Origin of the sequence: Rhodopseudomonas palustris BisB18, assembly GCF_000013745.1 — a bacterium.
GTDB classification, from domain to species: Bacteria; Pseudomonadota; Alphaproteobacteria; order Rhizobiales; family Xanthobacteraceae; genus Rhodopseudomonas_A; species Rhodopseudomonas_A palustris_F.
The window spans coordinates 5353769-5380333 of sequence record NC_007925.1; the positions used below are offsets into that span (position 1 = coordinate 5353769).

At 65.1% G+C, this 26565-nt stretch carries 30 protein-coding genes and 1 other RNA gene; 12 read left to right on the forward strand and 19 right to left on the reverse strand.

Annotation, left to right across the window (positions count from 1 at the left end; all coding sequences use genetic code 11):
• Nucleotides 1–100 precede the first annotated feature (100 nt).
• The 6 genes from RPC_RS24035 to RPC_RS24060 all read left to right on the forward strand — a co-directional run bounded on the left by RPC_RS24035 (nucleotide 101) and on the right by RPC_RS24060 (nucleotide 5725).
• Entirely contained in the window at nucleotides 101–502 is a 402-nt protein-coding gene (locus tag RPC_RS24035) for a DUF983 domain-containing protein (protein WP_011475192.1), read from the forward strand.
• Nucleotides 499–1278, forward strand: a complete 780-nt coding sequence (locus tag RPC_RS24040; RefSeq protein WP_011475193.1) for an SURF1 family protein — start codon at nucleotides 499–501, stop codon at nucleotides 1276–1278. Before RPC_RS24035 ends, RPC_RS24040 begins: the two co-directional genes overlap by 4 nt.
• A gap of 331 nt (nucleotides 1279–1609) precedes the next feature.
• The gene (gene thrC, locus RPC_RS24045) at nucleotides 1610–3028 is read left to right on the forward strand and encodes a threonine synthase (protein ID WP_041803270.1); all 1419 of its coding nucleotides are present in this window, start codon (nucleotides 1610–1612) and stop codon (nucleotides 3026–3028) included.
• Nucleotides 3025–4314 carry a M16 family metallopeptidase gene (locus tag RPC_RS24050; RefSeq protein WP_011475195.1) on the forward strand — a complete coding sequence of 430 codons (1290 nt, stop codon included), beginning with the start codon at nucleotides 3025–3027 and terminating at the stop codon, nucleotides 4312–4314. The genes thrC and RPC_RS24050 overlap by 4 nt, the downstream gene beginning before the upstream one ends.
• Nucleotides 4315–4371: 57 nt before the next feature.
• Nucleotides 4372–4959: a GNAT family N-acetyltransferase gene (locus RPC_RS24055; protein WP_011475196.1), complete on the forward strand. Its 588-nt coding sequence runs from the start codon at nucleotides 4372–4374 to the stop codon at nucleotides 4957–4959.
• A 151-nt stretch (nucleotides 4960–5110) separates the two neighbouring features.
• The gene (locus tag RPC_RS24060; RefSeq protein WP_041802240.1) at nucleotides 5111–5725 is read left to right on the forward strand and encodes a hypothetical protein; all 615 of its coding nucleotides are present in this window, start codon (nucleotides 5111–5113) and stop codon (nucleotides 5723–5725) included.
• 1 nt (nucleotide 5726) lies between these two features.
• Here the strand turns inward: RPC_RS24060 and ybgC are convergent, their stop codons facing one another.
• The 10 genes from ybgC to RPC_RS24110 all read right to left on the reverse strand — a co-directional run bounded on the left by ybgC (nucleotide 5727) and on the right by RPC_RS24110 (nucleotide 11486).
• Nucleotides 5727–6128: a tol-pal system-associated acyl-CoA thioesterase gene (gene ybgC / locus RPC_RS24065; RefSeq protein WP_049766233.1), complete on the reverse strand. Its 402-nt coding sequence runs from the start codon at nucleotides 6126–6128 to the stop codon at nucleotides 5727–5729.
• A gap of 48 nt (nucleotides 6129–6176) precedes the next feature.
• Entirely contained in the window at nucleotides 6177–6545 is a 369-nt protein-coding gene (locus RPC_RS24070) for a type II toxin-antitoxin system VapC family toxin (protein ID WP_041802241.1), read from the reverse strand.
• Entirely contained in the window at nucleotides 6542–6733 is a 192-nt protein-coding gene (locus RPC_RS24075) for a type II toxin-antitoxin system VapB family antitoxin (RefSeq protein WP_041803271.1), read from the reverse strand. The genes RPC_RS24070 and RPC_RS24075 overlap by 4 nt, the downstream gene beginning before the upstream one ends.
• A gap of 131 nt (nucleotides 6734–6864) precedes the next feature.
• Nucleotides 6865–7155 (reverse strand): type II toxin-antitoxin system RelE/ParE family toxin, encoded by a 291-nt coding sequence (locus RPC_RS24080; RefSeq protein WP_011475201.1) that lies wholly within the window; start codon nucleotides 7153–7155, stop codon nucleotides 6865–6867.
• A 5-nt stretch (nucleotides 7156–7160) separates the two neighbouring features.
• Complete coding sequence (locus RPC_RS24085; protein ID WP_041802242.1) at nucleotides 7161–7376, reverse strand: hypothetical protein; 216 nt, start codon at nucleotides 7374–7376, stop codon at nucleotides 7161–7163.
• 37 nt (nucleotides 7377–7413) lie between these two features.
• Nucleotides 7414–8463, reverse strand: a complete 1050-nt coding sequence (gene ruvB, locus RPC_RS24090; protein ID WP_011475202.1) for a Holliday junction branch migration DNA helicase RuvB — start codon at nucleotides 8461–8463, stop codon at nucleotides 7414–7416.
• A gap of 190 nt (nucleotides 8464–8653) precedes the next feature.
• Complete coding sequence (locus RPC_RS24095) at nucleotides 8654–9079, reverse strand: cytidine deaminase (protein WP_011475203.1); 426 nt, start codon at nucleotides 9077–9079, stop codon at nucleotides 8654–8656.
• Nucleotides 9076–9693, reverse strand: coding sequence for a Holliday junction branch migration protein RuvA (ruvA, locus tag RPC_RS24100; RefSeq protein ID WP_011475204.1), 618 nt, complete (start codon nucleotides 9691–9693; stop codon nucleotides 9076–9078). Before ruvA ends, RPC_RS24095 begins: the two co-directional genes overlap by 4 nt.
• A gap of 262 nt (nucleotides 9694–9955) precedes the next feature.
• The gene (gene ruvC / locus RPC_RS24105; protein ID WP_011475205.1) at nucleotides 9956–10483 is read right to left on the reverse strand and encodes a crossover junction endodeoxyribonuclease RuvC; all 528 of its coding nucleotides are present in this window, start codon (nucleotides 10481–10483) and stop codon (nucleotides 9956–9958) included.
• Between the two features lie 256 nt (nucleotides 10484–10739).
• Nucleotides 10740–11486 (reverse strand): YebC/PmpR family DNA-binding transcriptional regulator, encoded by a 747-nt coding sequence (locus RPC_RS24110; RefSeq protein ID WP_011475206.1) that lies wholly within the window; start codon nucleotides 11484–11486, stop codon nucleotides 10740–10742.
• Between the two features lie 197 nt (nucleotides 11487–11683).
• Here RPC_RS24110 and RPC_RS24115 point away from each other — a divergent pair, with 197 nt between their 5' ends.
• The 3 genes from RPC_RS24115 (at nucleotide 11684) to RPC_RS24125 (ending at nucleotide 17815) form a co-directional block, all read left to right on the forward strand.
• Entirely contained in the window at nucleotides 11684–13438 is a 1755-nt protein-coding gene (locus tag RPC_RS24115; RefSeq protein ID WP_011475207.1) for a methyl-accepting chemotaxis protein, read from the forward strand.
• Between the two features lie 465 nt (nucleotides 13439–13903).
• Nucleotides 13904–15595, forward strand: a complete 1692-nt coding sequence (locus RPC_RS24120; protein WP_011475208.1) for a methyl-accepting chemotaxis protein — start codon at nucleotides 13904–13906, stop codon at nucleotides 15593–15595.
• A gap of 396 nt (nucleotides 15596–15991) precedes the next feature.
• Complete coding sequence (locus tag RPC_RS24125; RefSeq protein ID WP_011475209.1) at nucleotides 15992–17815, forward strand: B12-binding domain-containing radical SAM protein; 1824 nt, start codon at nucleotides 15992–15994, stop codon at nucleotides 17813–17815.
• A 229-nt stretch (nucleotides 17816–18044) separates the two neighbouring features.
• Here the strand turns inward: RPC_RS24125 and RPC_RS24130 are convergent, their stop codons facing one another.
• The 8 genes from RPC_RS24130 to RPC_RS24160 all read right to left on the reverse strand — a co-directional run bounded on the left by RPC_RS24130 (nucleotide 18045) and on the right by RPC_RS24160 (nucleotide 22459).
• Nucleotides 18045–18875 (reverse strand): TIGR00282 family metallophosphoesterase, encoded by an 831-nt coding sequence (locus RPC_RS24130; protein ID WP_011475210.1) that lies wholly within the window; start codon nucleotides 18873–18875, stop codon nucleotides 18045–18047.
• 4 nt (nucleotides 18876–18879) lie between these two features.
• Nucleotides 18880–19464 (reverse strand): 5-formyltetrahydrofolate cyclo-ligase, encoded by a 585-nt coding sequence (locus RPC_RS24135; RefSeq protein WP_011475211.1) that lies wholly within the window; start codon nucleotides 19462–19464, stop codon nucleotides 18880–18882.
• 95 nt (nucleotides 19465–19559) lie between these two features.
• Nucleotides 19560–19719: non-coding RNA, 6S RNA (ssrS, locus tag RPC_RS25760), on the reverse strand.
• A gap of 158 nt (nucleotides 19720–19877) precedes the next feature.
• A complete protein-coding gene (locus tag RPC_RS24140) occupies nucleotides 19878–20372 on the reverse strand; it encodes an ATP synthase subunit b 1 (protein ID WP_011475212.1) in 495 nt (164 codons plus the stop codon).
• Nucleotides 20369–20935, reverse strand: coding sequence for an ATP synthase subunit b 2 (locus RPC_RS24145; RefSeq protein ID WP_011475213.1), 567 nt, complete (start codon nucleotides 20933–20935; stop codon nucleotides 20369–20371). The genes RPC_RS24140 and RPC_RS24145 overlap by 4 nt, the downstream gene beginning before the upstream one ends.
• A 53-nt stretch (nucleotides 20936–20988) precedes the next feature.
• Nucleotides 20989–21216 carry a F0F1 ATP synthase subunit C gene (locus RPC_RS24150; protein ID WP_009796340.1) on the reverse strand — a complete coding sequence of 76 codons (228 nt, stop codon included), beginning with the start codon at nucleotides 21214–21216 and terminating at the stop codon, nucleotides 20989–20991.
• A gap of 37 nt (nucleotides 21217–21253) precedes the next feature.
• Nucleotides 21254–22003, reverse strand: coding sequence for a F0F1 ATP synthase subunit A (locus tag RPC_RS24155; RefSeq protein WP_011475214.1), 750 nt, complete (start codon nucleotides 22001–22003; stop codon nucleotides 21254–21256).
• Nucleotides 22004–22087: 84 nt separating this feature from the next.
• Nucleotides 22088–22459, reverse strand: a complete 372-nt coding sequence (locus RPC_RS24160) for an AtpZ/AtpI family protein (protein ID WP_011475215.1) — start codon at nucleotides 22457–22459, stop codon at nucleotides 22088–22090.
• A 279-nt stretch (nucleotides 22460–22738) separates the two neighbouring features.
• Between RPC_RS24160 and RPC_RS24165 the strand changes: the two genes are divergently transcribed.
• Genes RPC_RS24165 through RPC_RS24175 form a run of 3 tightly spaced genes read left to right on the forward strand, consistent with a single transcriptional unit; the run spans nucleotide 22739 to nucleotide 24506 of the window.
• Nucleotides 22739–23365 carry a 2-hydroxychromene-2-carboxylate isomerase gene (locus tag RPC_RS24165; protein WP_011475216.1) on the forward strand — a complete coding sequence of 209 codons (627 nt, stop codon included), beginning with the start codon at nucleotides 22739–22741 and terminating at the stop codon, nucleotides 23363–23365.
• 5 nt (nucleotides 23366–23370) lie between these two features.
• Nucleotides 23371–23997: a hypothetical protein gene (locus RPC_RS24170; RefSeq protein ID WP_415914772.1), complete on the forward strand. Its 627-nt coding sequence runs from the start codon at nucleotides 23371–23373 to the stop codon at nucleotides 23995–23997.
• 35 nt (nucleotides 23998–24032) lie between these two features.
• Nucleotides 24033–24506: a secondary thiamine-phosphate synthase enzyme YjbQ gene (locus tag RPC_RS24175; protein ID WP_011475218.1), complete on the forward strand. Its 474-nt coding sequence runs from the start codon at nucleotides 24033–24035 to the stop codon at nucleotides 24504–24506.
• A gap of 285 nt (nucleotides 24507–24791) precedes the next feature.
• Here RPC_RS24175 and RPC_RS24180 read toward each other — a convergent pair whose 3' ends face one another.
• Nucleotides 24792–26456, reverse strand: a complete 1665-nt coding sequence (locus RPC_RS24180) for an MFS transporter (protein ID WP_011475219.1) — start codon at nucleotides 26454–26456, stop codon at nucleotides 24792–24794.
• Nucleotides 26457–26565: the final 109 nt, after the last annotated feature.

The window sequence follows — 26565 nt, forward strand, 5'->3', positions numbered from 1 at the left end:
TCGTGACGGCCCCGGATCTGCAGCGCACCACGCCGCAAGAGCGGCGCGTTGCGCTGCGTCCGGGGCACTCACACATTGAAGGTCAGCAAGGACGCACAGCATGATCGACCACCGGCCTGACATTCCCACCCCCACCGTCCTGCAGAGCGCGCTGCGCGGCCTCGCCTGCCGCTGCCCGCGCTGCGGCGAGGGCAAGCTCTACGCCGGCTTTCTCACATTGGCGCCGTCCTGCACGGTGTGCGGCCTGGACTACGCTTTCATCGATAGCGGCGACGGCCCGGCGATCTTCATCATCATGATCGCCGGCGCCATCGTGGTCGGCTGCGCGCTGATCGTCGAGGTGAAGTACCAACCGCCGTTCTGGGTGCACGCCGCATTGTGGCTGCCCTTGATCCTCGCCACCACGCTGTTGCCGCTACGGTCGATGAAGGCGCTGTTGATCGCGCTGCAATTCCACCACAAGGCGCAAGAGGGCCAATTGGTGGATCGCGCGCCGAAATGAGCAATGTCTTCCCGCGGAGCCGCGGCCGGCTCGGCCTCGGCGTGATCGCAGCTCTGATGGTGGCGGTGTTGCTGTCGCTCGGGGTCTGGCAATTGCAGCGCCGGGTGCAGAAACACGCGCTGATCGCCGCATTGACCGAGCGGCTGGCGGCGCCGCCCGGCGAGTTGCCGCGGGCTGTCGAGTGGCCGAAGCTCACTCCGGCGCAGGACGAATTCCGCCGTGTCGCTTTCACCGCGAGCTACGCCAACCAGCCCGACGCGATGGTGTATTCCTCCGGCTCGGCGATCCGCGACGACATCGCCGGCCCCGGCACCTGGGCGATGCTGCCGGCGCGGCTGCCGGGCGGGCAGACCCTCATAATCAATGCCGGCTTCGTTCCCAACACCATGCAGGACCGCGCCCAGCAGGACCGCGCGGTGGCGTCGCTGCGCAGCGGCGAGCCGGTGGCGCTGACCGGCTATCTGCGGTTGCCCGAAGCCGGCGGCGCGCTGACGCCGGCGCCCGACGTGGCCAAGCGGCTGTGGTTCGCTCGCGACACCGCCGCGATGGCGGCGGCGCTCGGCTGGGGCGAGGTGGCGCCGTTCTACATCGACTTGGAGACGCCGGTACCCGCCTCCGGCGTGCCCAAGCCTGGCCCGCTCGGCGTGCATCTGAAGGACGACCACCTGCAATACGCCATCACCTGGTTCGGCCTGGCCGGCGCGGTGGCGATCGCCTTCGCGGTCTGGCTCAATGGGCAGCGGCGGCGGCGCAGCGGCGATGATATCGCCCGCTGAGTCTGACCCTGCCCAACCGAATTACTGCAACGGCGATAAGGCACGGCATCCAACCCGTCATGGCCGCGCTCGTCGCGGCCATCCACGCCCACAAGCGACGCCTTGCCGGTTTCCGTGGGTGGCCGGGACATGCCCGGCCATGACGCGGAGAGGGCATTGGCCTTCCGCGGGCGACGCGCCGGTTTCGGCCTGAGGGATCCACACGGGCTTGCGCAGCGCTTCCTTGTGAAGCTCCGAGCGAGCTTGTAAGGTGCCTTTGAATCCTTCGCGGATGGACGGAACTTCCACATTATCAAGGGCTTGGCGAAAACGCGCGCCTTTGGAGGACGTGTTGACGCAGTATATTTCGACGCGGGGCGAGGCCCCCAAGCTCGGCTTTTGCGATGTCATGCTGACCGGGCTCGCCCGCGACGGTGGGCTCTATGTGCCTGAGATCTGGCCGCAATTGGCGCCCGACGCGATCGCGGGGTTTTTCGGCCGGCCGTATTGGGAGGTCGCCGTCGAGGTGATCCGCCCGTTCATCGGCGGCGAGATCTCCGACGAAGATCTCGGCCGGATGGCCAACGAGGCCTATGCCACGTTCCGGCATCCCGCGGTGGTGCCGCTGCGCCAGACCGCGCCCAGCCAATTCGTGCTGGAATTGTTTCACGGCTCGACGCTGGCGTTCAAGGATGTCGCGATGCAGCTATTATCGCGGCTGATGGACCACGTGCTGGCGAAGCGCCAACAGCGCATCACCATCGTGGTCGCGACCTCCGGCGACACCGGCGGCGCCGCGGTCGACGCCTTCGCCGGGCGCGACAATGTCGATCTGATCGTGCTGTTTCCGCACGGCCGGATCTCCGACGTGCAACGCCGGATGATGACCACGTCGGCGGCGAGTAACGTTCACGCGGTGGCGCTGCAAGGCAATTTCGACGATTGCCAGGCGATCGTGAAGGGGCTGTTCAACCACCACAAATTCCGCGATCGCGTGGCGCTGTCCGGCGTCAATTCGATCAACTGGGCGCGGATCATCGCCCAGGTGGTGTACTACTTCACCAGCGCGGTGGCGCTCGGCGCGCCGGGGCGCGGCGTCGATTTCACCGTGCCGACCGGCAATTTCGGCGACATCTTCGCCGGCTATGTCGCAAAGCGGATGGGGCTGCCGATCCGCAAGCTGAAGATCGCCGCCAACGTCAACGACATTTTGGCGCGCACCCTGAAGACCGGGATCCACGAGGTCCGCGAGGTCCACGCCACCGCGTCGCCGTCGATGGACATCCAGGTGTCGTCGAATTTCGAGCGGCTGCTGTTCGAGGCCTCGGGCCGCGACGCCGCCTTGGTGCGCGGGTTGATGGCCTCGCTGCAGCAATCCGGCCGCTACGTGCTGCCGGATCGCGTGCTGGCGGCGATCCGCGAACAATTCGACGCCGGCCGCGCCGACGAAGAGGAAACCGCAGCCGCGATCCGCACCGCCTGGCGCGAGGCCGGCGACCTGGTCGACCCGCACACCGCGGTGGCGTTGGCGGTGGCCGACCGCGACCAAACCGATTCGAGCGTTCCCAACATCGTGCTGTCCACCGCCCATGCGGCGAAATTCCCCGACGCGGTGGAAGCGGCCTGCGGCGTGCGTCCGGACTTGCCGCTGTGGCTGGAGGGTCTGATGACGAGGCCCGAGCAGATCACCACCCTGAAGCCCGATCAGGCGACGGTGGAAAACTACGTGCTTGCGGTCAGCCGCGCCGCGAAACAAGGAGTTGCCGGATGAGCGTCGAGGTCACCAAGCTTCCCTCCGGATTGACGGTGGTCACCGACACCATGCCGCATCTGCAGACCGCGGCGCTGGGCGTTTGGACCGGGGTCGGTGGCCGCGATGAGAAGCCCGACGAGCACGGCATCTCGCATCTCCTCGAACACATGGCGTTCAAGGGCACCACCAAGCGCTCCTCGCGCGAGATCGTCGAAGAGATCGAGGCGGTCGGCGGCGACCTCAACGCCGGCACCTCGACGGAGACCACCGCCTATTACGCCCGGGTGATGAAGGACGACGTGCCGCTGGCGCTCGACGTGTTGAGCGACATCCTCGCCAACCCCTCCTTCGTGCCGGACGAACTGGAGCGCGAAAAGAGCGTGATCGTGCAGGAAATCGGTGCGGCGCAGGACACCCCGGACGACGTGGTGTTCGAGCATCTCAACGAGCTGTGCTATCCGGAGCAGCCGATGGGCCGCTCGCTGCTCGGCACGCCGCAGACCCTGAAGGGCTTCGATCGCGACACCCTGCAGGGCTACCTGTCGAAACATTACCGCGGCCCCGACATGGTGGTGGCGGCCGCCGGCGCGGTCGATCACCAGCAGATCGTCGACGAGGTGCAGAACCGCTTCAAGAGCTTCGACGCCGCACCGGCGCCGGCGCCATTGCCGGCGCTGTTCGGCCCGGGCGGCTCCAAGGTGGTGCACCGCGATCTCGAACAGGCGCATCTGACGCTGGCGTTGGAAGGCCTGCCGCAGACCGACCCGTCGCTGTTCAGCCTGCAGGTGTTCACCAACGTGCTCGGCGGCGGAATGTCGTCGCGGCTGTTCCAGGAGGTCCGCGAGAAGCGCGGGCTGTGCTACTCGATCTACACCTTCCACGCCCCCTATACCGACACCGGCTTCTTCGGGCTCTACACCGGCACAGATCCGGCCGACGCGCCGGAGATGATGGAGGTGATCGTCGACGTCATCAACGACGCGGTCGAGACCCTGACCGAAGCCGAAATTTCCCGTGCCAAGGCGCAGATGAAGGCCGGGCTGTTGATGGCGCTGGAGAGCTGCAGCTCGCGCGCCGAGCAGCTGGCACGGCATATGCTGGCCTATGGTCGGCCGTTGCCGGTCGAGGAACTGGTGGCCAAGATCGACGCCGTCAGCGTCGAGTCGACCAGCAAGGCGGCGCGCGCGCTGCTGTCGCGCAGCCGGCCGGCGGTGGTGGCGTTGGGGAGCGGTCGCGGGCTGGACACCGCGGTCGGTTTTGCCGAAGGTTTGACTTTAGGGAAGGCCAAGCCGAGCTATCACTGAGCAGCACCGCCGCGACACTTGGCGACGGGCTGTTGATGGAACGGGGAGTTTCGGTCCATGGCACTGTTTCGTATGCCATCGAGCGGGCCGGCGGCACTGGCGCCACGCGGCAACGGCTTGCTGCTGCGTGCGCCGCAGATGGGCGATTTTCCGCAATGGGCGCAATTGCGCGAACAAAGCCGCGCGTTCCTGACGCCGTGGGAGCCGATCTGGCCATCCGACGACCTCACCCGCTCGGGTTTCCGGCGCCGACTGCGGCGCTACGCTGAGGACATCGCCGGCGACCGCGCCTATCCGTTCATCGTGTTTCGCGAGTCCGACGGCGAGATGATCGGCGGCGTGACGTTGGCCAATGTGCGGCGCGGCATCGTGCAGGCCGGCACCATCGGCTATTGGATCGGCCAGCCCCATGCGCGGCGCGGCTACATGACCGCGGCGTTGCGGGTGCTGCTGCCGACGCTGTTCGGCGAACTCAATCTGCACCGCGTCGAGGCCGCCTGCATTCCGAACAACGCCGCCTCGATCCGGGTGCTGGAGAAATGCGGCTTCTCCCGCGAAGGACTGGCGCGGCGCTATCTGTGCATCAACGGGGTCTGGCAGGATCACCTGCTGTTCGGGCTCTTGCACGAGGATTTCCGCGGGTGATGCTGCGGTCGGGCGCAGCGATGCCTTTGGTTCGCCGCCATTGCTTTGGTATAAGGCGGCGGCAAAACACGACAATGCGGAAAGCCGGGGATCTTCGATGCGGGACCAACCTCTGACGACAACCAGCGCGGCATCGTCACGGCGTGGCGCAATGCTGCGCGCCGCGGTGGCGTTGAGCATTTGTGGCAGCCTGTTGGCGACGCCGGCCGCGGCGCAATCCATCACCGACAGGTTCAAGAGTCTGTTCGGCGGCTCATCCGAGCCGGCGCCGAGCGGCGCTGCCAGCGCCCCCGCGCCGGCCTCCGAAGCCGAAGTCGAACTCACCTGCCCTGAGGTCAGCATCCGCCCGGGCGCGTCGACCTACGCGGTCGGGCTGCCCGGCAAGCCGGCGTCCGGCAACGATCTGCGATTTCAAGCGACGATCGGGCGCACCGCGCGCGAGTGCAATCTCGGCGACGGTATGGTCAAGGCCAAGATCGGCATCCAGGGCCGGGTGATCGCCGGTCCGGCCGGCGCGCCGGGCAACGTCGACGTGCCGCTGCGCGTCGCCGTGGTTCAGGAAGGCGTGCAGCCGAAGACGATCTTCACCAAGCTTTATCAGACCCGGGTGACGATGACCGCGGACGGCAACGAGCCGTTCACCCTGGTGGCTGAGGACATCGTCTATCCGGCGCCGTCCGCGGCGGCCGGCGACGCTTACGTGTTCTATATCGGCTTCGATCCGCAGGGCCTGAAGCCGGAGCCCCCCGCAAGGAAGCGCAAGTAGCTCAGCCGAGATCGGCCGCCATCGCCACGCGCAGCGGCTTCGGGATCGGCCGCGCCCGGCCCTGCGCAACGAAGGCGACCTTGACCTTGGCTTCGATCAGCACCGCGTCGCCACGCTTGACCTGTTGATGCATGGTGATCGAGGCGCCGCGCACCTCGAGCGGCCGCGTCACGATCTCCAGCACGTCGTCCATCTTCGCCGGCTTGAGAAAATCCAGCTGCATCGCCCGCACCACGAAGGCGAAGCCCGGCGCCTCATCCTGCGCTTCGGCGAACAGCGCACTCTGCTCGGCGCCGAGCAGCCGCAGATAGTTGGTCCGCCCGCGCTCCATGAAGCGCAGATAGTTGGCGTGGTAGACGATGCCGGAAAAATCGGTGTCTTCGTAATAGACGCGAACCTGCATGCGATGCAGCCCGTCGCCGATCGCGCCGTCGAGAGAATTCGTCAAGCCTCACTCCACTTCTGCGGCGATCGATAACCGCTCGGCCACCGCTCGCAATTTCTTGTCCCTGGTCCAGAGCCTTGCTTCCAGCGTCAACGTCGTCGCGACCAGGAGATGAGCATCGACGTAGCCGATGCCGCTACCGAAAATGTCGTTGCGCTGGATGAAAAATAGAACTTCGGCAGGCTCTGCAACCACCGCCATTTGCATTTCGACGAGAGCAGAGAGCGTGTCCTCCCGGCGTGCAAGCGTCCCAAGGGCGACCTCACCGACCACGAAGGGATGCATCAGGATCGCATTGGCATCCAGCAACGCTTCCATCAGCTCATCGCCGCGAGCCAAATGATCGACCCAGATCGAGGTGTCGGCCAGAATCACTCGAAACGTCGCCTGGGCGGCGCCACCAGATCCGGCGCGGATCCGCCCATGCGGGCTAAACGGCGCGCGGCTTCACTCTCGACATAGGCCTGAAGCGCCTTCTTGATCACCGCCGACTTTTCTTTAACGCCAGCATATTGTTGAGCTTTTGCAAAAAGCTCGTCGTCGATCGCGATGGTGGTGCGCATGCCGACCTCCGTTCTGCGCATCAAATATAGCATCACTCGATGCCGAATCCCATGCCTCAGAAGAACGGGTTATCCAGCGGTCCCCGCAACCGGCGCTCGCCATGCGGGCGGGGCGAGGGAGGCTCCTGCCATCACTCGGCAAACTCCTCATCGATATTCATCCGCCCGTCCAGAACTCGGACGATCACGATTTGAGCGGACTCCACCAAATAGAAGGCGACATATCTATCCACCACGAGCGCTCGCAATGAGGCGCGTAGTTCGCTTCGATCCCGCCCAAGAAATGGAAATTCAACCAGTTCCTCGAACCGATGAAACAACCGGGTAATGATCCGATCCGCGGCAGCGGGATTTCGTTCGGAGAAATAACCGTGGATGGCCAGGAGATCGGCTTCGGCGCGTGAAGAGAGAACGACTTTCACGGCAGCTACCGCTTGGCTTGCGCCCGAGCCCGTGTCAGAAATTCCTGCAAATCCCAGGGACGAACGCGCCCCGCCTCGACGTCGGCGATGCCTTCATCAACCGCATCTTTCAGCGCGCGAAATTTCCTGGCCTGCGACAAGAAATAGTCTGCCGCAGGCTCCCGCATCTCTTCGGGAAGCAGTTCGAGGGCTTCGAGGGCTTTATCGGCAGCTGAACTCATGATGTTAGCTTAACACATTTGCGAGCCGATCGCGAGCCTACCCCTCCTCGCCGCCCTGGCCGAACAGCCCGAACTGCGCCGCGTCGCGCGCGGGCTCGGCAAGGCCGAGGTGCTTGAAGGCGTGGCTGGTCAGCAGCCGGCCGCGCGGGGTGCGCTGCAGATAGCCGCACTGGATCAGGAACGGCTCGATGATGTCCTCGATGGCGTCGCGCGGCTCCGACAGCGCCGCCGCCATGGTTTCCACGCCGACCGGTCCGCCGCCGTAGTTCATCGCGATCGTGCTGAGATAGCGGCGGTCCATCGCGTCGAGGCCGGCGGCGTCGACTTCCAGCGCGGAGAGCGCGTGGTCGGCGATGCCGCGATCGATCGCCGACTTGTCGGCAGCGGAAGCGAAGTCGCGCACCCGGCGTAGCAGGCGCCCGGCAATGCGGGGCGTGCCGCGGGCGCGGCGCGCGATCTCGTTGGCGCCGTCCGGCGTGATGCCGATCGACAGCACCCGCGCGCCGCGGGTGACGATGCTTTCCAATTCCGCGATGGTGTAGAAATTCAGGCGAACCGGAATGCCGAAGCGGTCGCGCAATGGATTGGTCAGCAGACCTGCGCGCGTCGTGGCGCCGACCAGGGTGAACTTCGACAGCTCGATCTTGACCGAGCGCGCGGCGGGGCCTTCGCCGATGATCAGGTCGAGCTGAAAGTCCTCCATCGCCGGATACAGCACTTCTTCGACCGCCGGGCTGAGCCGGTGGATCTCGTCGATGAACAGCACGTCGCGTTCTTCGAGGTTGGTCAGGAGAGCGGCAAGATCGCCGGCCTTGGCGATGACGGGTCCGGACGTGGCGCGAAACCCGACGCCGAGTTCGCGCGCCACGATCTGCGCCAGCGTGGTCTTGCCGAGCCCGGGGGGGCCGACGAACAGCACGTGATCCAGCGCCTCGCCGCGCTTGCGGGCGGCGTCGATGAAGATCTGCAGATTGGCGCGGGCCTGCTGCTGGCCGACGAATTCGGACAGCAATTGCGGGCGCAGCGCGGTGTCGCCGACGTCATCGACGCGGCGCTCGGGGGTGACGATGCGGGAGGGCGTGGTCATCGGATCAGGATAGCACGTGCTGGAACGGCAGCGCTTATTCTCCCCTCCCCCTTGCGGGGAGGGGTCGGGGGTGGGGGAAGCCGCAAGCACTGCGCTTGTGACGTGCCCCCTCCCCAACCCTCCCCCGCAAGCGGGAGAGGGAGCGCGCCGTGCATGTGGCAACCGTCAGCGAAGGCTTGCGTCACGCCGCTCACAAATTCCGCTCCCGGCTGTATTTGTTCGGCAGCAATTCGCCGATAGTCACCGCGACCACGCCGTCGGGACCGGGCACCAGCACGCGGGCGTTGCGGTCATAATCGAAGATCAATTCGCGGCAGGCGCCGCACGGCGACACCACATGAACGTTGCGGTCGGTCTCCTGCGGCTTCGGGTGGCGCACCGCCACGATGGTGGCGATGCCGGCCTCGCCGAGTTCGGTGATCATCTGGCCGAGCGCCACCGCCTCGGCGCACACCGCCATGCGGCCGAGATAGGCGTCGAGATTGACCCCGGCGAAAGTCTTGCCGCTGCGGGTCACCAGCGCCGCGCCGACCTCCTGCCAGTCGTTGCGATAGCGCTGCCGGATCGCCGCGGCGGCCGCCTCGATCAGCGCGCGGTCGGCTTCGGTCAAACTCACTTCGACAACTCCTTCAGCCCGAGCTTGATCAACTGCGCGGTCTCCGCACCCTCGCCGGCGCTGCGCGAGGCGCTCGCGATGGCGGCGGCGGCCTGCGGCTGACCATAGCCGAGATTGACCAGGGCGGAGATCGCGTCGGTCACCGGGCGCGGCGCGCTGCGCTCGTCGAGCGCGCCGGACAGCGCCACCACGGCTGGATCGACGCTGGCAAAGGCCGGCGCCTTGTCTTTCAACTCGGTGACAATGCGCTCGGCGACCTTGGGGCCGACGCCGGAGGTGCGCGCCACCGCGGCCTTGTCGCGCAGCGCGATGGCATTGGCGAGATCGGCCGGCGGCAAGGTCGAGAGCACCGCCAGCGCCACCTTGGCGCCGACGCCCTGCACGGTCTGCAAGAGCCGGAACCATTCGCGCTCCAGATCGCTGCGAAACCCGAACAGCTTGATCTGGTCCTCGCGGACATACGTCTCGATCGACAGCACCGCGGCGCCGCCGGCCTGCGGCAACGCCTGCAGCGTGCGCGCCGAGCAATGCACCTGATAGCCGACGCCCTGCACGTCGAGGATCACATAGTCCTCGCCGTAGCTGTCGATCAGGCCTTTGAGCTTACCGATCATCGGGCCTCCAATGCGGGGACTCTCTCCTCCACCTTGCGGGGGCAGAGCGCTTCGGGTGTGGAGTGAGCGCTAGCGCCGGTGGCAGCCGAACTCCCCTCCCCCTTGCGGGGAGGGGTCGGGGGTGGGGGTCTCCAAGCAAGACCTCGCCGCGTGTTACCCCCCTCCCCAACCCTCCCCCGCAAGGGGGGAGGGAGCGCGCTGTATTCGCCGCGAGGGCGCGTACCATGCCTCGGGCGCGAGAGCGCGCCGTGCGAGTGGCCGATCATGCCTGCACCGCCTTCAGCCGCAGCAATGCGCCGCCGCGGTGATGCGCGTGGGTGATGGCGATCGCCAGCGCGTCGGCGGCGTCGGCGGTCTTCGGCTCGGCCTTCGGCAATAGGATCTTCAGCATCATCTGGATCTGCGCCTTGTCGGCGTGGCCGGCGCCGATCACGGTCTTCTTGATCAGGTTCGGCGCGTATTCCGCCACCGCAATGCCGACCAACGCGGGGGCCAGCATGGCGATGCCGCGGGCTTGGCCGAGCTTCAGCGTGGCGCCGGCGTCCTTGTTGACGAAGGTCTGCTCCACCGCGGCTTCGGCCGGCACGAATTCCGCCAGCACTTTGGCGAGCCCGTGGTGAATCTCCAATAGCCGGCTCGCCAGCGGCAGGTCGTTATCCGGTTCCACCGAGCCGCAGCCGATGAACACCAGCCGGTTGCCACAGCTCTCGATCACGCCCCAGCCGGTGCGACGCAGCCCGGGGTCGATGCCGAGAATACGGATGGGTTGGCGAATCGGCGGAGCACTCATGATGGAGTGATAACGCCTCAGCAAAGTGAACGAAACAGAAACAAAGGCCGGGCGTGCCAAAGCTGAACTAGGGAGACCCACGATCCAACGCATTGCGGTTCGATCCACAACAAACCGTCGTCCCCCGCGAAAGCGGGGGATCCAGTACGCCGAGCGGTGCGGCTCTATCACGGACGCTCTGGAATACTGGGTCGCCCGCTTTCGCGGGCGATGACGGTTGGAATGTGGCCGCGCTTCGAGCCCTATGGAACGCTGATCAGCCGCCCATCTTCGCCATCAAGGCGTCGGACACCTCGAAATTGGCGTAGACGTTCTGCACGTCGTCGTGCTCTTGCAGGAGGTCGATCAGCTTCAACAGCTTCTCGCCGGTCTCGTCGTCGACCGGCACGGTGTTTTGCGGCTTCCAGGTCAGTGCCGCCTTGCGAGCCTCGCCGAACTTCTGCTCCAGCGCCTTGGCCACCTCGCGGAAACTATCCTGCGAGGCATAGACCTCATGGCCGGAATCCGACGACAGCACGTCGTCGGCGCCGGCCTCGATCGCGGCATCCAGCATGTCGTCGGCCGACGCCACCTTGGCGTCGAATTCGATGATGCCGGTGCGGTCGAACATGAAGGCCACCGAGCCGGTTTCGCCGAGATTGCCGCCGGATTTGGTGAAATAGGAGCGGATGTCGGAGGCGGCGCGGTTGCGGTTGTCGGTCAAGGCTTCGACGATCACCGCGACCCCGCCGGGGCCATAGCCCTCATAGCGGATCTCGTCGTAGTTCTCGCCGTCGCTGCCGATCGCCTTCTTGATCGCGCGTTCGATATTGTCCTTCGGCATGTTTTCCTGGCGCGCTGCGATGATCGCCGAGCGCAGCCGCGCATTCATCGCCGGATCCGGGGTCCCGAGCTTGGCCGCCACGGTGATTTCCCGCGCCAGCTTGGAGAACAGCTTGGACTTCTGGGCATCCTGCCGGCCCTTACGGTGCATGATGTTCTTGAACTGGGAATGTCCGGCCATGCGGTCTCTCTACAGGTTTCGTCGGAATGTCATTGTCGGCGCGGCGTTATAGGCTGCGACCGGTGCAAAATCAAAATCGCCGGCCGCCGGAACGGGGTGGTATTTAGGCTTATCCTCGCCCGAGGCGGGAAAAGTTAACCGTCATTTCACGGAGCAATGCCAGGGTAACCGTCGACGCCCCCCATCAAGAGAGTGCCATGGTGTTTGCTGTGTTTCGTCGGCCGCGACAACTCCCGCCCGTGCCGCAGATCCAGCCGGCACCATCGATCGTTGCGCCGCCCGCGCCCGTGCCGGAAACCGCGGCGGCCGATTCGGCCAGCGATATCCTCGGCCTTCTGGAACTCGAGCTCGGCGGGCTGATCCGGCAACTGGAGCGCGCCGCAAGTTCGGTGGCCGGCGGGGCGCAATCCACCGCCGCCACGCTGCACACCATCCGCGAGCGCTCCGACGCGCTGACCGGGCGGACCAGCGCCGCGCAATCCACCGCGACGACGTTTTCGCAGGCGGCCGACAAATTCACCCATTCCGCCGAGGGCATCGGCGCCCAGGTGCGACAAGCCTCGACGCTGGCCGACCAGGCCGCCGCCGCCGCCGCCGAGGCCAGCGCCGATGTCGATCGCTTACGGGAATCCTCTGCCGCGATCGGCAACGTCGTCGACCTGATCGCCAAGATCGCCAAGCAAACCACGCTGCTGGCGCTGAATTCGACCATCGAAGCGGCGCGCGCCGGCGCCGCCGGCCGCGGCTTCGCGGTGGTGGCCACGGAGGTCAAGGCGCTGGCGGTGCAGACCCAGGCCGCGACCGAGGAGATCAAGCAGAAGATCGACGCGCTGCAGAAGGATGCCGCCAGTTCGGTCGCCGCGGTGCATCGGATATCGCAGGCGATCGAGGCGATCCGCCCGGTGTTCGAAAACGTCAACGGCGCGGTGGCCGAACAGAACCGCACCACCAGCGACATGTCGACGAACGCCGCATCGGCCTCCAGCTTCATCGTCTCGGTCGGCGACAGCGCCGCCGAAATCGTCAGCGCCACCCGCGAAGCCGAGAGCCACGGCGAGGAGGTCGCAAGAGCCGGCGCCAGCGTCACGCTGTTCGCCGAGAAGCTGAAAACCCGCACCGCCGTGCTGCTCGGCCGCAACGACAGCGATCACGGGCGCACGCCGCTGCCTTGCCATCTCGGCATCGAGATCGACAAACGCGGCGTGCTGATCAAGGCGCCGGTGTACGAAATCTCGATGGAGGGCATCCTGATCTCCGGGCCCGACGCGGCGACGCTGCCGGCGTCCGAGACCTTGGCGGCGACGCTGGACGGCGTCGGCCCTTGCAAGATCCGGATCGGCGAGCACAGCTCGGCCGGGGTGCGGGCGCGCTTTCATGCGCCGGATGCGACACTCCGCGATCAGATCGAGGACAAGCTCTGGGCGCTGCACGACGAGAATACCGAATTCGTCACGCGGGCGATGCAGGCCGGCGTGACGCTGACCAAGATCTTCGAACAGGGCGTGGCCAGCGGGGCGATTTCAATCGAGGAGATGTTCGACGACAACTATGTCGAGATCGCCGGCTCCAATCCGCTGCAGCATCGCACCGGAATCTTGGACTGGGCGGATCGCGCGCTGCCGCCGTTCCAGGAGAGTTTCCTGGTCAAGGATTCGCGGATGGCGTTCTGCGCGATGATCGATCGCAACGGCTACCTGCCGGTGCACAACAAGATCTACTCGCAGCCGCAGCGCCCGGGCGACGTCGCCTTCAACACCGCGAACTGCCGCAACCGGCGGATCTTCAACGACCCCGCCGGGCTCGCCGCCGGCCGCAACACCCGCAGCTACCTGATCCAGAGCTACGCCCGCGACATGGGCAACGGCAACACCGTGATGATGCGCGAGATCGACGTGCCGATCCGGGTGCGCGGCCGGCATTGGGGCGGCTTCCGGACCGCGTACCGGCTGTAGAGCCCGACGACGTTTCTTTCGAATCGTCGTTCTGCGCCGGCTTTTTGATTGGGCATGATCCTTTCCGAACGATATGCATTTTTCGGGATCACGCTGAATCCTCGACCAATCCTTGACCATCGCCTCCGCGGTGCAACGACAAGACGGCGTCGGCGCAGGTGCTATCGGCCGCAAAGTCGCTGTCGAGCGACAGCGGCCTGTTGAAGCGCGAAGTCGGCCAATTCCTCGCGGCGCTGCGCACGGCGTGATTTTGCATGACTGACCCGCAAGCGGCCCGCGACGGCCATTTCCGGCAAAAATTACCGTTCGGGTTTACTCGGAATTCATTCCGCAGGACGAGAGTGCCCGGCGAAAGTCATCGCCGGCCAGGTTCATAGTCTGTTCTGACCGAGCGTTCCTGCGCCGCGTCCCCCATACACGCCAGGCGTCGCCAACCAACGGTCTAGGACCGAGGGATATTTCACGATGTTTACTCACCTCTCCATTCGCGCCAAGATCATCGTCGTCGTCGCAGTCCTGCTGGTCGCGATGACTGGCATGGGGCTTCTGGCGGTCACCAAGATGCAGGCGATCAACACCGCCGCCGTCGAGATCCAGAGCGACTGGCTGCCGAGCGTTCGCGCCTTGGGCAATCTGCGCGCGGAAGTGGTGACCTATCGGGCCATCGTGCGGCTGCACATCCTGTCCGAAACCGCGGAGGCCAAGGCGGCAGTGGAAAAGCGCATCGAAACCTCGGCGCAAGCGCTGCGGAAGTTTCGTGAGGCTTACGAGCCGCTGATCACTTCGCCCGAGGAACGCACGTTCTACAAGGAATGGAGCCAACAATGGGCGCTTTACGACGCCAGCCTCCCGCAGGTGCTGGCGCTGTCGCGCAACAGCGTCGGCCGAATTCCGCACGAAGCCACCGAGTTCAACGAGACCAAGGCCTATCCGATCTCGAAGAAGGCCGACGTGATTCTGGACAATGATATCGCCTTCAACAACAGGGGCGCCGATGCCGCCGGCCATGCCGCCAGCGCCGCCTATGAATCGGCCTTGATGCAGCTGTTGAGCATCCTCGGCATCGCCATGCTGGCAGGTGGCGCGCTGGCGATCTATCTGGTGCGCGACGTCACGAGCGGCATCGCCTCGATCGTCAAACCGATGCAGGCGCTGGGTCGCGGCGACCTTTCGGCCGAGGTGCCGCATCAGGGCGAACGCAACGAAATCGGCTCGATGGCCGATACGTTGCAGGTGTTCAAAACGGCGCTGATCGCCAAGAAGGCCGCCGACGAGGCGGCGATGCTCGACGCCAACACCAAGATCGAACGCGGTCGCCGGGTCGATACCATCACCCAGAAATTCGAATCGCAGATCGGCGAACTGGTCGAGTCGCTGTCGTCGTCGTCCACCGAGCTCGAGGCCTCCGCCGGCACCCTGACCGCCACCGCGGCCCGCGCCCAGGAACTGACCATTTTGGTCGCGGCGGCTTCGGAAGAAGCCTCCACCAATGTGCAGTCGGTCGCCTCCGCGACCGAGGAGATGAGCTCGTCGGTCAACGAGATCAGCCGCCAGGTGCAGGAATCCGCGCGGATCGCCAATGAGGCGGTGGACCAGGCGAAGAAGACCAATGATCGGGTCGGTGAGCTGGCCAAGGCCGCAGCCCGGATCGGCGACGTCGTCGAACTGATCAATACCATTGCCGGGCAGACCAACCTGCTGGCCTTGAACGCGACCATCGAGGCCGCCCGCGCCGGCGACGCCGGCCGCGGTTTTGCGGTGGTGGCCTCCGAAGTCAAGGCACTGGCCGAGCAGACCGCCAAAGCTACCGGCGAGATCAGCCAGCAGATCTCAGGCATCCAAGCCGCAACCCAAGAATCGGTGGGAGCGATCCAGGAGATCGGCGTCACCATCGGCCGGATGTCGGAGATTTCCTCGACCATCGCCTCGGCGGTCGAAGAACAGGGCGCCGCCACCCAGGAGATTTCCCGTAACGTGCAGCAGGCGGCGCAAGGCACCCAGCAGGTCAGTTCCAACATCACCGACGTGCAACACGGCGCCAGCGAAACCGGCTCGGCGTCGGCGCAGGTGCTGTCCGCCGCAAAATCGCTGTCGAGCGACAGCAGCCTGCTGAAGCTCGAAGTCGGCCAGTTTCTGCAGTCGCTACGCGCCGCTTAGGCCACAACGCTCTGTTCGCCGCCGTGTCGCTAACCTGGCACGGCGGCGAACGCTCGTCTTGGCCTCGTTGCAGCCGCGTATCAGATCGCTCCGCAGCGACAGCCCTTCGCCGCCCCTCCATGCCGGGGGCTTGCAAACCCTCCCGGCTTTGCGTCAGATTGCACAGGTGCCAGCTGGCCCTATTGGAACCGGCCGCATTGCGCTCCTGTTTGCTCGCCGCTGATGACGCCGATCTATTCCGGTCGCGTCCGACTGACCAAACAGGTTTGAAAGACCACGTCGGCAGATCGCAGGGTAATCCGCGCGGCACCGACTCATCAAGACCAAGACCGAACGAGGCCACGACCCGCGACACTTCAACACATCTGCAGCCCTTTGAACGGATTGGAGATTGGTTTGACCGCATCGCAGATTTCATCGCCGCCTTTCGCCGCGTCCCCCAAGCCAACTCAAAAGCGATTTCAGATCGCGCTGATCAAGCCGTCGCATTACGACGACGATGGCTACGTGATCCAATGGTTCCGCTCGTTCGTGCCGTCGAACTCGCTGGCGGTGGTCTTTAGCCTGGTCGAGGATTCGAGGCTGCGCGGCGCGATCGGCGACGACATCGCCATCGACATCACCGCGGCTGACGAAATCAATACCAGGATCAAACCGGCCGCGATCATCGAGCGGTTCCGCGCGCACGACAATTTCGGGCTGGTGTTTCTGGTCGGCGTGCAATCCAACCAATTTCCCCGCGCGCTCGATATCGCGCGGCCGTTGCGAGAGGCCGGCGTGCCGGTGGCGATCGGCGGCTTCCACGTCTCGGGGTGTCTGGCGATGCTGCCGGGGATTCAGCCGGATCTGCAGCATGCGCTCGATCTCGGCATCACGCTGTATGCCGGCGAGCTCGAAGGCCGCTGCGACGCGCTGTTGTTAGACGCCGCGCGCGGCGCATTGCAGCCGCTCTACAACACCCTCAACGATCTGCCCTCGCTGCAGGGCGCGCCGTCGCCGATCCTGCCGAAGCAGTTCCTCGCGCGCACCTACAACACCCAGACCAGTTTCGACGCCGGCCGCGGCTGCCCCTATCAATGCTCGTTCTGCACCATCATCAACGTGCAGGGCCGCAAGTCGCGCGGCCGCAGCACCGACGACATCGCGCGACTGGTGCGCGAGAATCTGGCGCAGGGCGTCAACTGGTTCTTCATGACCGACGACAATTTCGCCCGCAACAAGGACTGGGAATCGATCCTCGACCAGTTGATCGAGCTGCGCGCCGAATCCGCCGCGGCGGGCGGCCGCGATATCAAGCTGGTGATCCAGGTCGATACGCTGTGCCACAAGATCCCCGGCTTCATCGACAAGGCGAAAGCCGCCGGCGTGGTGCGGGTGTTTCTCGGGCTGGAAAGCATCAATCCGCAGAATCTGGCCTCGGCCAACAAGCGGCAGAACAAGATCACCGAGTATCGAGCGATGCTGCTGGCCTGGAAGAGCGCCGGCGTGCTGACCTATGCGGGCTACATTCTCGGCTTCCCGCACGACACCCCGGCCTCGATCGCCGAGGACATCGCCATCATCCAGAACGAGCTGCCGCTGGACATTCTGGAGTTCTTTTGCCTGACGCCGTTGCCGGGTTCGGAGGATCACCAGACATTGTTCAAGCAGGGCGTCGCGATGGATGCCGACCTCAACCGCTACGACATCGAACACGTCGTCACCGCGCACCCGACCATGAGCCGCGAGGAATGGGAGGGCGCCTATCTGTCGGCGTGGTCGGCCTACTACACGCGTGAACACGTCGAGCGGATGCTGCGCCGCGCCGCCGCGACCGGCGGCGGCATCTCGCGGCTGGCGTCGATGATCTATCTGTTCTCCTCGATGGTGGCGATCGAGAAGGTGCACCCGCTGCAAGGCGGCATCCTGCGGCTGAAGCGGCGCACCGACCGCCGCTCGACGCTGCCGCTGGAGCCGGTGTGGCGGTTCTATCCGAAGCTTTTCGTCGAGGTTGCGATCAAGCTCTATCGCAGCGCCGCGCATTGGCTGTGGATCGATGCGCTGCGCCGCAAGGTGCGCAACGATCCGAATCGGCTCAACTACACCGACACCGCGCTGACCCCGGTGGACGACAGCGACACCGAGGAGTTGGAGCTGTTCACCCACAGCGCCGCGGCGCAGCAGGCGGTGCAGCACGCCCGCAAGATCAAGGAACTGACCACGGTGAAGTCGGTGGCGTGAGGCTTCGTCGCGGAGTACCGCGCGCAGGTGGACGTAATTGTTCGACCGAAGGCGCCCGACCAAAACCGCGGCCGTCATTCCGGATTGCGAGTTCGTCAGAACGAGCAAGTCCGGAATCCATAACCCCCGCCGTGGTTATGGATTCCGGGCTCACTCACAGCTTCGCTGCTCGTGCCCCGGAATGACGACCCAATTTTGTAGTGCGGCCGCCGTCCAATCGGACGCAGCGCTACTCCTCCGCGACCCAAAACCCCGGCACCGCCGGCTCCAGCCGGCCGCCGAGCCGCACCGGCGCAATGCGCAGCGCGAGGCCGGTCGCGTCGTCGGTCTCGACGCCGACGCCGCTCAGCGTCGCAGACCCGTTCGCCGGCTCGAACCGGCCGGACGGAATCCCGGTGACGAAGCGGCGCAGCGGTTCGTCCTTATGCATGCCGATCACCGAATCATAATCGCCGGTCATGCCGGCGTCGGTCATGTAGCCGGTGCCCCCGGGCAGGATCTGGTGATCGGCGGTCGGCACATGGGTGTGGGTGCCGACGACGAGGCTGACGCGGCCGTCGCAGAAGAAGCCCATGCCCTGCTTTTCGCTCGACGCTTCGCCGTGGAAATCCAGCACGATGGCGTCGGCGGCTTCGACCAGCGGACAGGCCTCGATCTCGCGGCCGACCGCGGCGAACGGATCGTTGAGCGGCTCCATGAACACCCGGCCCATGGCGTTGATCACCAGCGCGCGGGCGCCGTTCTTGGCGTCGATCAGGGCGGCGCCGCGGCCCGGCGTATAGCGCGGAAAATTCGCCGGACGAACCAACCGCGGCGCGCGCTCGATGAACACCAGTGCCTCTTTTTGATTCCAGGCGTGGTTGCCGAGCGTCACCGCGTCGACGCCGATATCGATGAAATCGTTGTAGATCGCCTCGGTGATGCCGAAGCCGCCGGCGGCGTTCTCGCCGTTGACGATCACCAGATCGAGTTTCCAGTCGCGGATCGCGCCGGGCAGATACTCGGCGATCGCGGTGCGGCCGGCCTTGCCGACCACGTCGCCGATGAACAGAATGCGCAAGATCTCAACTCCGGAAATCGATCGTCTCGGCTTCCGTTAGCACAAGATCGAGCCGGGCGTCGTGCGCCAGCGCTGGAACCAACGGGATTTCCTGCACCGCGAAGCCGATCCCGATCGCGGTCACGGCGCCATCGCGGCGCAACGCTTCGAGGCTGCGATCATAATAGCCGCCGCCATAACCGATGCGATGGCCGGCGCGGTCGAACGCCGCCAGCGGCACCAGCACGATGCTCGGAATTAACGTCGCAGCGTCGCTTGAAGGCTCTGGAATGTTGAGCCGGCCGCGCACCAGATCGTCACCCGGGCGCCAGGCGCGGAACGCCAGCGGCCGGTCGGGCGCGACGATCGCAGGCAGCGCCAAGCGCGCACCCTGCCCGGCCAGGGCTTGCAAGAGCGGTCGCGGATCGAATTCGCCGCGCAGCGGAAAATAGCCGGCGACCACCTTACCGGGCGTGATCTGAAGCGGAAAAGGTCGCACCGCCAGCGCTATCGCCGCCGCTGTGCGGTGCTCGGGGCCGAGCGTCTGGCGTCGCGCCAGCGCCGCGGTGCGCAAATCGGTCTTGGATGGGTCGAGGGAGGACAGAGCCATCCGCCGTTATAGGATGCGGCCATCGCTCGCGAAAGCAGCGCCCCTGTTTCGGGCCGCCCAAATCCAGGGCGACGGGCCGCCACCGGAAAGAGAAGCGCGAAGCCACAGATGCCGTTGAAGCGCTCGATCCCGGAGTTCCCTACGAAAGTAGGTGGGCACCATATGACCGGGTCCACGGACCCGGCCAGGGACAGTTCCCGTGAGGATCGATAAGGCCCCGGGGATATTGGCTCCTGACGCGCAACGCAGCCTCGCCGGATCAATCTAACCACGATGCGCGGCAACCGCCAGCCTCGCGGGTACGATCATCCCGCGACAATGTGCTTTCACGCGCGATGAAGGTTCTGCGGGGCGCAAACGACAACAGCCGGCGCGAGGGACGCGCCGGCTGTTGTGAAATCAGTTGTGACGGCTCAGTTCAGCTTGGAGCGAACTTCCTCGATGCCGCGTTGCAGCAGGCCCTCGGCCACCTGGCCTTTGACCGACTGCGACAGAATGGTCGAAGCGGCCGCGACCGCGGCGTTGGCTGCGGCGGAGCGGACGTCCGCCACCGCCTGGGCCTCGGCGAGCGCGATCTTGCCCTCGGCGGTCTTGGTGCGGCGGGCGACGAAATCTTCCAGCTTGGCCTTGGCTTCAGCGGCGATGCGTTCGGCTTCGTCCTTGGCGCCGGCGATGATCTCCTGCGCTTCCCGCTCGGCGCTGGCGCGGCGAGCTTTGTACTCCGCGAGCAGCGCGGCGGCTTCCTCCTTGAGGCGGGCGGCCTCGTCGAGTTCGGCCTTGATGCGGTCACGGCGGTTGTCGAGCGACTTCAGCACCGTGCGGTGCACCCCGAAATAGGCGAACACGCCCATCAGGATCACGAAGGCGACGGCAACCCAGGTTTCCGGCTCGGCGAGAATCCCGGTCATGCCTGCGATCCCTTCAAGGTGGCGTCGACGGCGCGGTCGAGCGCCTTGCCGTCGGGCACGAGGCCGGACAACTGCTGCACGATCGCCGCTGCCGCGTCGGCGGCGATGCCGCGAACGTTGCTCATCGCGGTTTCACGGGTCGCCGCGATGGTCTTCTCGGCTTCGGCGAGTTTGACCGCAAGCTTCTCTTCGAGAGACTTGCGCTCGGCCTCGGACGCCGCGTTGAGGCGCTCGCGCGTCTCCGCGCCGATCGCCTGCGCCCTGGCGCGAGCTTGCGCCAGTTCGGTCTCATAGGCCTTCAACGCGTCGTCGGATTCGCCCTTCAACCGCTGCGCGGCTGCGAAATCGTCCTCGATCCGCTTGGCGCGCTCGTCGAGCACGCTGCCGACGCGCGGCAGAGCGATCTTCGAGACGATCAAATAAAGTGCCACGAACGCGATCAGCAGCGACACCAGCTGCGAAGCAAAGGTGTCCTTCTGGAACGGCGGAAACGGGGCCTTGTGGCCACCATCCGCTGCGGTGTGGGCGGTGGCGCCATTAGCGTCGCCATGACCTTCAGCCACGGGATACTCCTGTCCGAACGATCGAAACCCTCGCGGGCCTCTCCGTCAAAAGCTTAGAGGGCGAACAGCAGCAACAGCGCGATCAGCAGCGAGAAGATGCCGAGCGCTTCGGTCACGGCGAAGCCGAAGATCAGGTTGCCGAACTGGCCCTGCGCGGCCGAGGGATTGCGCACCGCAGCGGCGAGGTAGTTGCCGAAGATGATGCCCACGCCGGCGCCGGCGCCACCCATGCCAATGCAGGCAATACCAGCACCAATGTACTTCGCGGCAATCGGATCCATGAAACGCTCCTGTTGGGTTCAGCTTGAGAGATCGGGCTTAGTGGCCCGCGTGCAACGCATCGTTGAGATAGATGCAGGTGAGGATGGCGAAGACGTAGGCCTGGAGAAACGCGACCAGCAGCTCGAGCGCGGTCAGCGCGATCACCATGCCGAGCGGCAGCACGGCGCCGAAATAGCCGGCGATGCCGAGGCCCGCCAGCAGCGGAATGAAGCTTGCGAACACCTTCAGCGCGATATGGCCGGCCAGCATGTTGGCGAACAGACGCACCGAATGCGAGATCGGCCGCAGGAAGAACGAGAACACCTCGATGAACACCACCAGCGGCAGAATGAACACCGGCACGCCGGAGGGCACGAAAATCTTAAAAAACCCCAGGCCGTTCCTGTAGAAGCCGTAGATCAGCACGGTGAGGAACACCAGCAACGCCAGCGCCGCAGTGACGATCAGATGGCTGGTAATGGTGAAGGTGTAGGGGATGATTCCGACCATGTTCGAGATCATGATGAACATGAACAGCGAGAACACCAGCGGGAAGAACTTCAGGCCCTCGACGCCAGCGGTCGATCGGATCGTCCCGGCGACAAATTCGTAGGAGATCTCGGCCAGCGACTGGATGCGGCCCGGCACCATCTGCCGCCCGGCCACCCCGCCGATCATCAGCAACGAGATCACCGCCACCGCGACCAGCATGTAAGCCGAGGAATTGGTGAAGGCGATCTCCTGGCCGCCGATGTGGCCGATGGTGAAGATCTTTTCGATATTGAACTGGTGAATCGGATCAATCATCCGCGCGGCATCTCTCGGTCCACCGGCAAGGCCGGCACAGTGACATCAATCGTCTCGCAGCGCGTCCGTCGGCGCGTGATCCGGTCAGGAGCCGCGCCCCGCGGACCGTATCAGGTTGATCAGGCCGGCGGTGAAGCCGAGCAGGAAAAACACGATGAGTCCGAAGGGCGAGGTCGACAACAAGCGGTCGAAACCCCACCCGATCGCAGCCCCAACAACAACACCCACGACCAGTTCGGAGGAAAGCTGAAAGCCGCGCGCAAAGGCCGAGGCCCTGGCTTGCGCGTTTTCACTTCCTGTTCCGGATTGGTCCGCCTGGATTTTTCGGCTCGCCCGGGTTTGGGATAACCGTTGTTCCAGACTTCCGAGCCTTGCGGAAAGCGCAGCCTCATCGGAGGACGGATCGTCGGGATTTCCATCGTGGTGTTTGCCGCCGCGCTCCGTGTCGTCCGTCATGATTTTGGAGACCCGAAACTAGCGGCGGTTGATGGAAGTAACGCCCCGTTCACCCTCAAAAGCCGCGCGGACCATACTGACCACATAAAGCCAAGTCAAGATTCCCGGAGCTCTGGTTAGTGCATTGATTTCGTTGATTATATTGCAGAAAATTCAAAATTGGCCCCGGCTAAACGTCGCACTGCAACCATTGGCCCGCGACGGTATCCGCCTTGCACCTTGGCAGCGGCTCTGCTCCGATGGCGCTTGCGCCCCGATTGCAGCACTCCGGATCCCCACATGTCGCAAGCCGTCGACTACTATTTTTCGTTGCCGTCGCCCTGGGCCTATCTTGGCCACGGGCCGTTTCGCGAGGTCGTAAGTGATTACGATCTCAAGGTGAATTACAAACCCGTGGTGCTGGTCGAGCTGTTCGCGGAAACCGGCGGGCTGCCGCTGGCCAAGCGCCACCCGGCCCGGCAGCGCTACCGGATGGTCGAGCTGCAACGCTGGCGCGCCAAGCGCGGACTGGACTTTCAGCTGCGACCAAAGCACTGGCCGTTCAATGCGCGGCTGGCCGACGGCGTGGTGATCGCGGCGTGCGAGGCCGGGCACGACCCCGATGTTTTTCTGCGCCGCGCCTATGCGGCTATATGGGAAGCCGAGCTCGATCTGGCCGATGCGGCGACGCTGGTCCGGCTCGCCGATCAATCCGGCCTGCCTGGCGGGGCTTTGGTGGAGCGCGCCGCCAGCGAGGCGATCGGCTCCATCTATGAACAGAACCGCCACGATGCGATCGCCGCCGACGTGTTCGGCTCGCCCGCCTATGTGCTGAATGGCGAGGTGTTCTGGGGCCAGGACCGCATCGAGCTGTTGGCCGACGCCTTGAAATCCGGCCGCGGCCCCTTCCGCTGGCAGGATTGCTGACACAGATGAAGCGGGGGCGAGCGGAGGTGGTGATGATGGCGGCGAACACGACGCTGGCGCGGTTGCCCACGGCTAAAAAGTATCACAACGCCGCGGTGGCCTGCGCGCTGCTGCTGCCGTGCGCGGCGTGGGCGCAGGCGGCACCCGACTCTGAAAACGGACGCTACACGCTGCAGCCCGCGAGCGACGGGGTGATTCGGCTCGATACCAGGACCGGAACGGCGTCGATTTGTTCCGACAAGGGTCATGGTTGGGCCTGTCTGGTGATGCCGGACGAGCGCGCCGCGCTGGATACCGAAGTCGGCCGGCTGCAGCGCGACGCGGATCGGCTCAAGGCCGAACTCGAGACCTTGCAGGGCGATAACCAACAGCTGCGGCAGAGCAACGAAGTGCTGAAGGCCCAACTGGCGCAGCGCGAGCCAGCCGGCAAGACCGACGAGGCGTTGCCGAAAGCCGATTCGTTGAAAACGCCGGGCGTCACTTCGAAGGACGGCGAACGCAAACTGGAAATTCCGCTGCCGAGCGACCGCGACCTCGACCGGCTGACGGCGTTCATCGAACACGCCTGGCGCAAGCTGGTCGACCTCGCCAACCGCATGCAGAAGGACGTCGGCGGCGACGGCAAGATTTGACCAGCCGGCCCCTCACAGAGCCCGCAAGGCATTCGATGTCATCACCCAAATCCATCTCGCGCGCGCCGCTGTCGCGCGTCGCCGCCACTGTCGTCACCTCGACCGTGCTGACGGTACGCACGCCGGGGGCCGGCTTCGTCGATGTCACCAGCGAAGTCGCCAAATTCGTCGCCGAGGCCGAGGCTCGGGAGGGTGTCGTCGGACTTTTCATCCGCCACACTTCGGCATCGCTGACGGTGCAGGAAAACGCCGATCCCTCCGTGCTCACCGATCTGATGACCGTGCTGCAGCGGCTGGCACCGGAGACCGCGAACTGGACGCACGACAGCGAGGGGCCGGACGACATGCCGGCGCATGTCAAAACCATGCTGACGTCGACCTCGCTGCAGATCCCGGTGCTCGATGGCCGGCTCGCGCTCGGCACCTGGCAGGCGATCTATCTGATCGAACATCGCCGCCGCGCGCACAGCCGCGAGGTGGTGCTGCAATTCGTCGGCGCGGCGAGATAAGCGGCGCCGTCATTGGGGGCGAGACCTACAATTCAACACCAAGCAGTCATTCCGGGGCGCGAGCAGCCTTGGCTGCGAGCGAACCCGGAATCTTGCCGCGCAGACAACAGGCCGCGCAAGTTGCGAGAGTCCGGGTTCGCTCGAGCTTACGCTCTCGCGCCCCGGAATGACTGGTGCGATGCCAATTTTAGGATCACCCGCTCAACGCAAAACGGCCGCGGATTGCGCCGCGGCCGTTGATAGTCGATGGAGCGATCCGGCGGCGGGCCGCCGGATCGAGAAGACTTAGCTGCGACCGATATCGACGTTCTTGGTCTCCGGCATGAAGATCAGACCGACGACGAAGGTGATCAAGGCGAAGATGATCGGGTACCACAGGCCGGCATAGATATCGCCGGTCGAGGCCACGATGGCGAAGGCGGTCGCCGGCAGCAAGCCGCCGAACCAGCCGTTGCCGATGTGATAGGGCAGCGACATCGAGGTGTAGCGGATCCTGGTCGGGAACAGTTCGACCAGCATCGCCGCGATCGGCCCGTACACCATGGTGACGAACAGCACCAAGATGAACAGCAGCCCGATCACCGCCGCGGCCTGCGGCTTGAAGATGTCGAACGGGTTCGACATCTTGACGATGTCGGCGTTACCCGCCTTCGGATAGCCGGCGCCCTGAACCGCCGCCAGCACCGCCGGATTGGAGGTCTTGGCGTCGACGTAAGGTACCTCGGTGCCGTTGACGACGACCTTGACGCCGGAGCCGGCCGGACCGTAGGCGGTCGAGTACTTCACCGAGGACTGCGCCAGATAGGCCCGCGCGGTGTCGCAAGGCGCGGTGAACACGCGGGTGCCGACCGGGTTGAACAGATCGCCGCACAGCGCAGGATCGGACACAACCTCGACCTTCACGGTCTCGATGGCCTTTTCCAACGCCGGGTTGGCGTTGGAGGTGATCATCCGGAAGATCGGGAAGAAGCTCAGCGCCGCGATCAAGCAGCCGGTCAGAATGATCGGCTTACGGCCGATTTTGTCCGACAGCCAGCCGAAGAAGATGAAGAAGCCGGTCCCGAACAACAGCGACCAGGCGATCAACAGGTTGGAGGTATAGCCGTCAACCTTGAGGATCGATTGCAGGAAGAACAGCGCGTAGAACTGGCCGGTGTACCACACCACGCCCTGGCCCATGGTGCCGCCGATCAAGGCGATCAGCACGATCTTGGCGTTGCCCCAGTTGGCAAAGGCTTCGGTCAAGGGCGCTTTCGAGCTCTTGCCTTCGTCCTTCATCTTCTGGAACACCGGCGACTCATTCAGCTTCAGCCGGATCCAGACCGAAACGCCGAGCAGCAGCACCGACACCAGGAACGGAATACGCCAGCCCCAGGCTGCGAATTCCGGCTCGCCGAGAATGGTGCGGGTAAACAGGATCACGATCAGCGAGAGAAAGAGTCCGAGCGTCGCCGTGGTCTGGATGAATGAGGTGTAGTAACCGCGTTTGCCGGGCGGCGAGTGCTCGGCGACATAGGTCGCTGCCCCGCCGTATTCGCCGCCGAGCGCCAGGCCCTGCAACAGCCGCAGACCGATCAGGATGATCGGCGCCGCGATGCCGATGGTCGCCGCGTTGGGCAACAGACCGACGATGAAGGTCGACAGACCCATGATCAGGATGGTGACCAGGAAGGTATATTTGCGGCCGACGATATCGCCGATGCGGCCGAACACGATGGCACCGAACGGGCGGACCAGGAAGCCCGCGGCGAAGGCGAGCAGCGCGAAGATGTCGCGGGTGGCCGGCGGATAGGCGCTGAAGAACTGCGCGCCGATAATGCTGGCAAGTGAACCGTAGAGGTAAAAATCATACCACTCGAATACCGTGCCGAGTGATGACGCGAGAATGACGAAACGTTCGTCCTTCGTCATCCCTCCCGTACGGGCTGGTGCAACAGCAATCGTCGACATCTCTGAACGTCCTCCCCTGGTGTATTCCGAGTCAAAGCTCTTTCTGCGCGCCCGATCTCAGCCGGAGTGATGCGCAGAATTGCCAGCAAGGTAACATCCTCCCCAAAAT

Coding starts and splice junctions, on each gene's coding strand:
- RPC_RS24165 (WP_011475216.1), top strand. CDS start 22,739: ATGTCGCAAGCCGTCGACTACTATTTTTCGTTGCCGTCGCCCTGGGCC.
- RPC_RS24135 (WP_011475211.1), bottom strand. CDS start 19,464: ATGGCTCTGTCCTCCCTCGACCCATCCAAGACCGATTTGCGCACCGCG.
- RPC_RS24180 (WP_011475219.1), bottom strand. CDS start 26,456: ATGTCGACGATTGCTGTTGCACCAGCCCGTACGGGAGGGATGACGAAG.
- RPC_RS24035 (WP_011475192.1), top strand. CDS start 101: ATGATCGACCACCGGCCTGACATTCCCACCCCCACCGTCCTGCAGAGC.
- RPC_RS24120 (WP_011475208.1), top strand. CDS start 13,904: ATGTTTACTCACCTCTCCATTCGCGCCAAGATCATCGTCGTCGTCGCA.
- RPC_RS24155 (WP_011475214.1), bottom strand. CDS start 22,003: ATGATTGATCCGATTCACCAGTTCAATATCGAAAAGATCTTCACCATC.
- ybgC (WP_049766233.1), bottom strand. CDS start 6,128: ATGCAGGTTCGCGTCTATTACGAAGACACCGATTTTTCCGGCATCGTC.
- RPC_RS24075 (WP_041803271.1), bottom strand. CDS start 6,733: ATGCGCACCACCATCGCGATCGACGACGAGCTTTTTGCAAAAGCTCAA.
- RPC_RS24140 (WP_011475212.1), bottom strand. CDS start 20,372: ATGACCGGGATTCTCGCCGAGCCGGAAACCTGGGTTGCCGTCGCCTTC.
- RPC_RS24055 (WP_011475196.1), top strand. CDS start 4,372: ATGGCACTGTTTCGTATGCCATCGAGCGGGCCGGCGGCACTGGCGCCA.
- RPC_RS24175 (WP_011475218.1), top strand. CDS start 24,033: ATGTCATCACCCAAATCCATCTCGCGCGCGCCGCTGTCGCGCGTCGCC.
- ruvB (WP_011475202.1), bottom strand. CDS start 8,463: ATGACCACGCCCTCCCGCATCGTCACCCCCGAGCGCCGCGTCGATGAC.
- RPC_RS24160 (WP_011475215.1), bottom strand. CDS start 22,459: ATGACGGACGACACGGAGCGCGGCGGCAAACACCACGATGGAAATCCC.
- RPC_RS24150 (WP_009796340.1), bottom strand. CDS start 21,216: ATGGATCCGATTGCCGCGAAGTACATTGGTGCTGGTATTGCCTGCATT.
- RPC_RS24085 (WP_041802242.1), bottom strand. CDS start 7,376: ATGAGTTCAGCTGCCGATAAAGCCCTCGAAGCCCTCGAACTGCTTCCC.
- RPC_RS24115 (WP_011475207.1), top strand. CDS start 11,684: ATGGTGTTTGCTGTGTTTCGTCGGCCGCGACAACTCCCGCCCGTGCCG.
- RPC_RS24040 (WP_011475193.1), top strand. CDS start 499: ATGAGCAATGTCTTCCCGCGGAGCCGCGGCCGGCTCGGCCTCGGCGTG.
- RPC_RS24050 (WP_011475195.1), top strand. CDS start 3,025: ATGAGCGTCGAGGTCACCAAGCTTCCCTCCGGATTGACGGTGGTCACC.
- ruvA (WP_011475204.1), bottom strand. CDS start 9,693: ATGATCGGTAAGCTCAAAGGCCTGATCGACAGCTACGGCGAGGACTAT.
- RPC_RS24060 (WP_041802240.1), top strand. CDS start 5,111: ATGCTGCGCGCCGCGGTGGCGTTGAGCATTTGTGGCAGCCTGTTGGCG.
- ruvC (WP_011475205.1), bottom strand. CDS start 10,483: ATGAGTGCTCCGCCGATTCGCCAACCCATCCGTATTCTCGGCATCGAC.
- RPC_RS24110 (WP_011475206.1), bottom strand. CDS start 11,486: ATGGCCGGACATTCCCAGTTCAAGAACATCATGCACCGTAAGGGCCGG.
- RPC_RS24170 (WP_415914772.1), top strand. CDS start 23,371: ATGAAGCGGGGGCGAGCGGAGGTGGTGATGATGGCGGCGAACACGACG.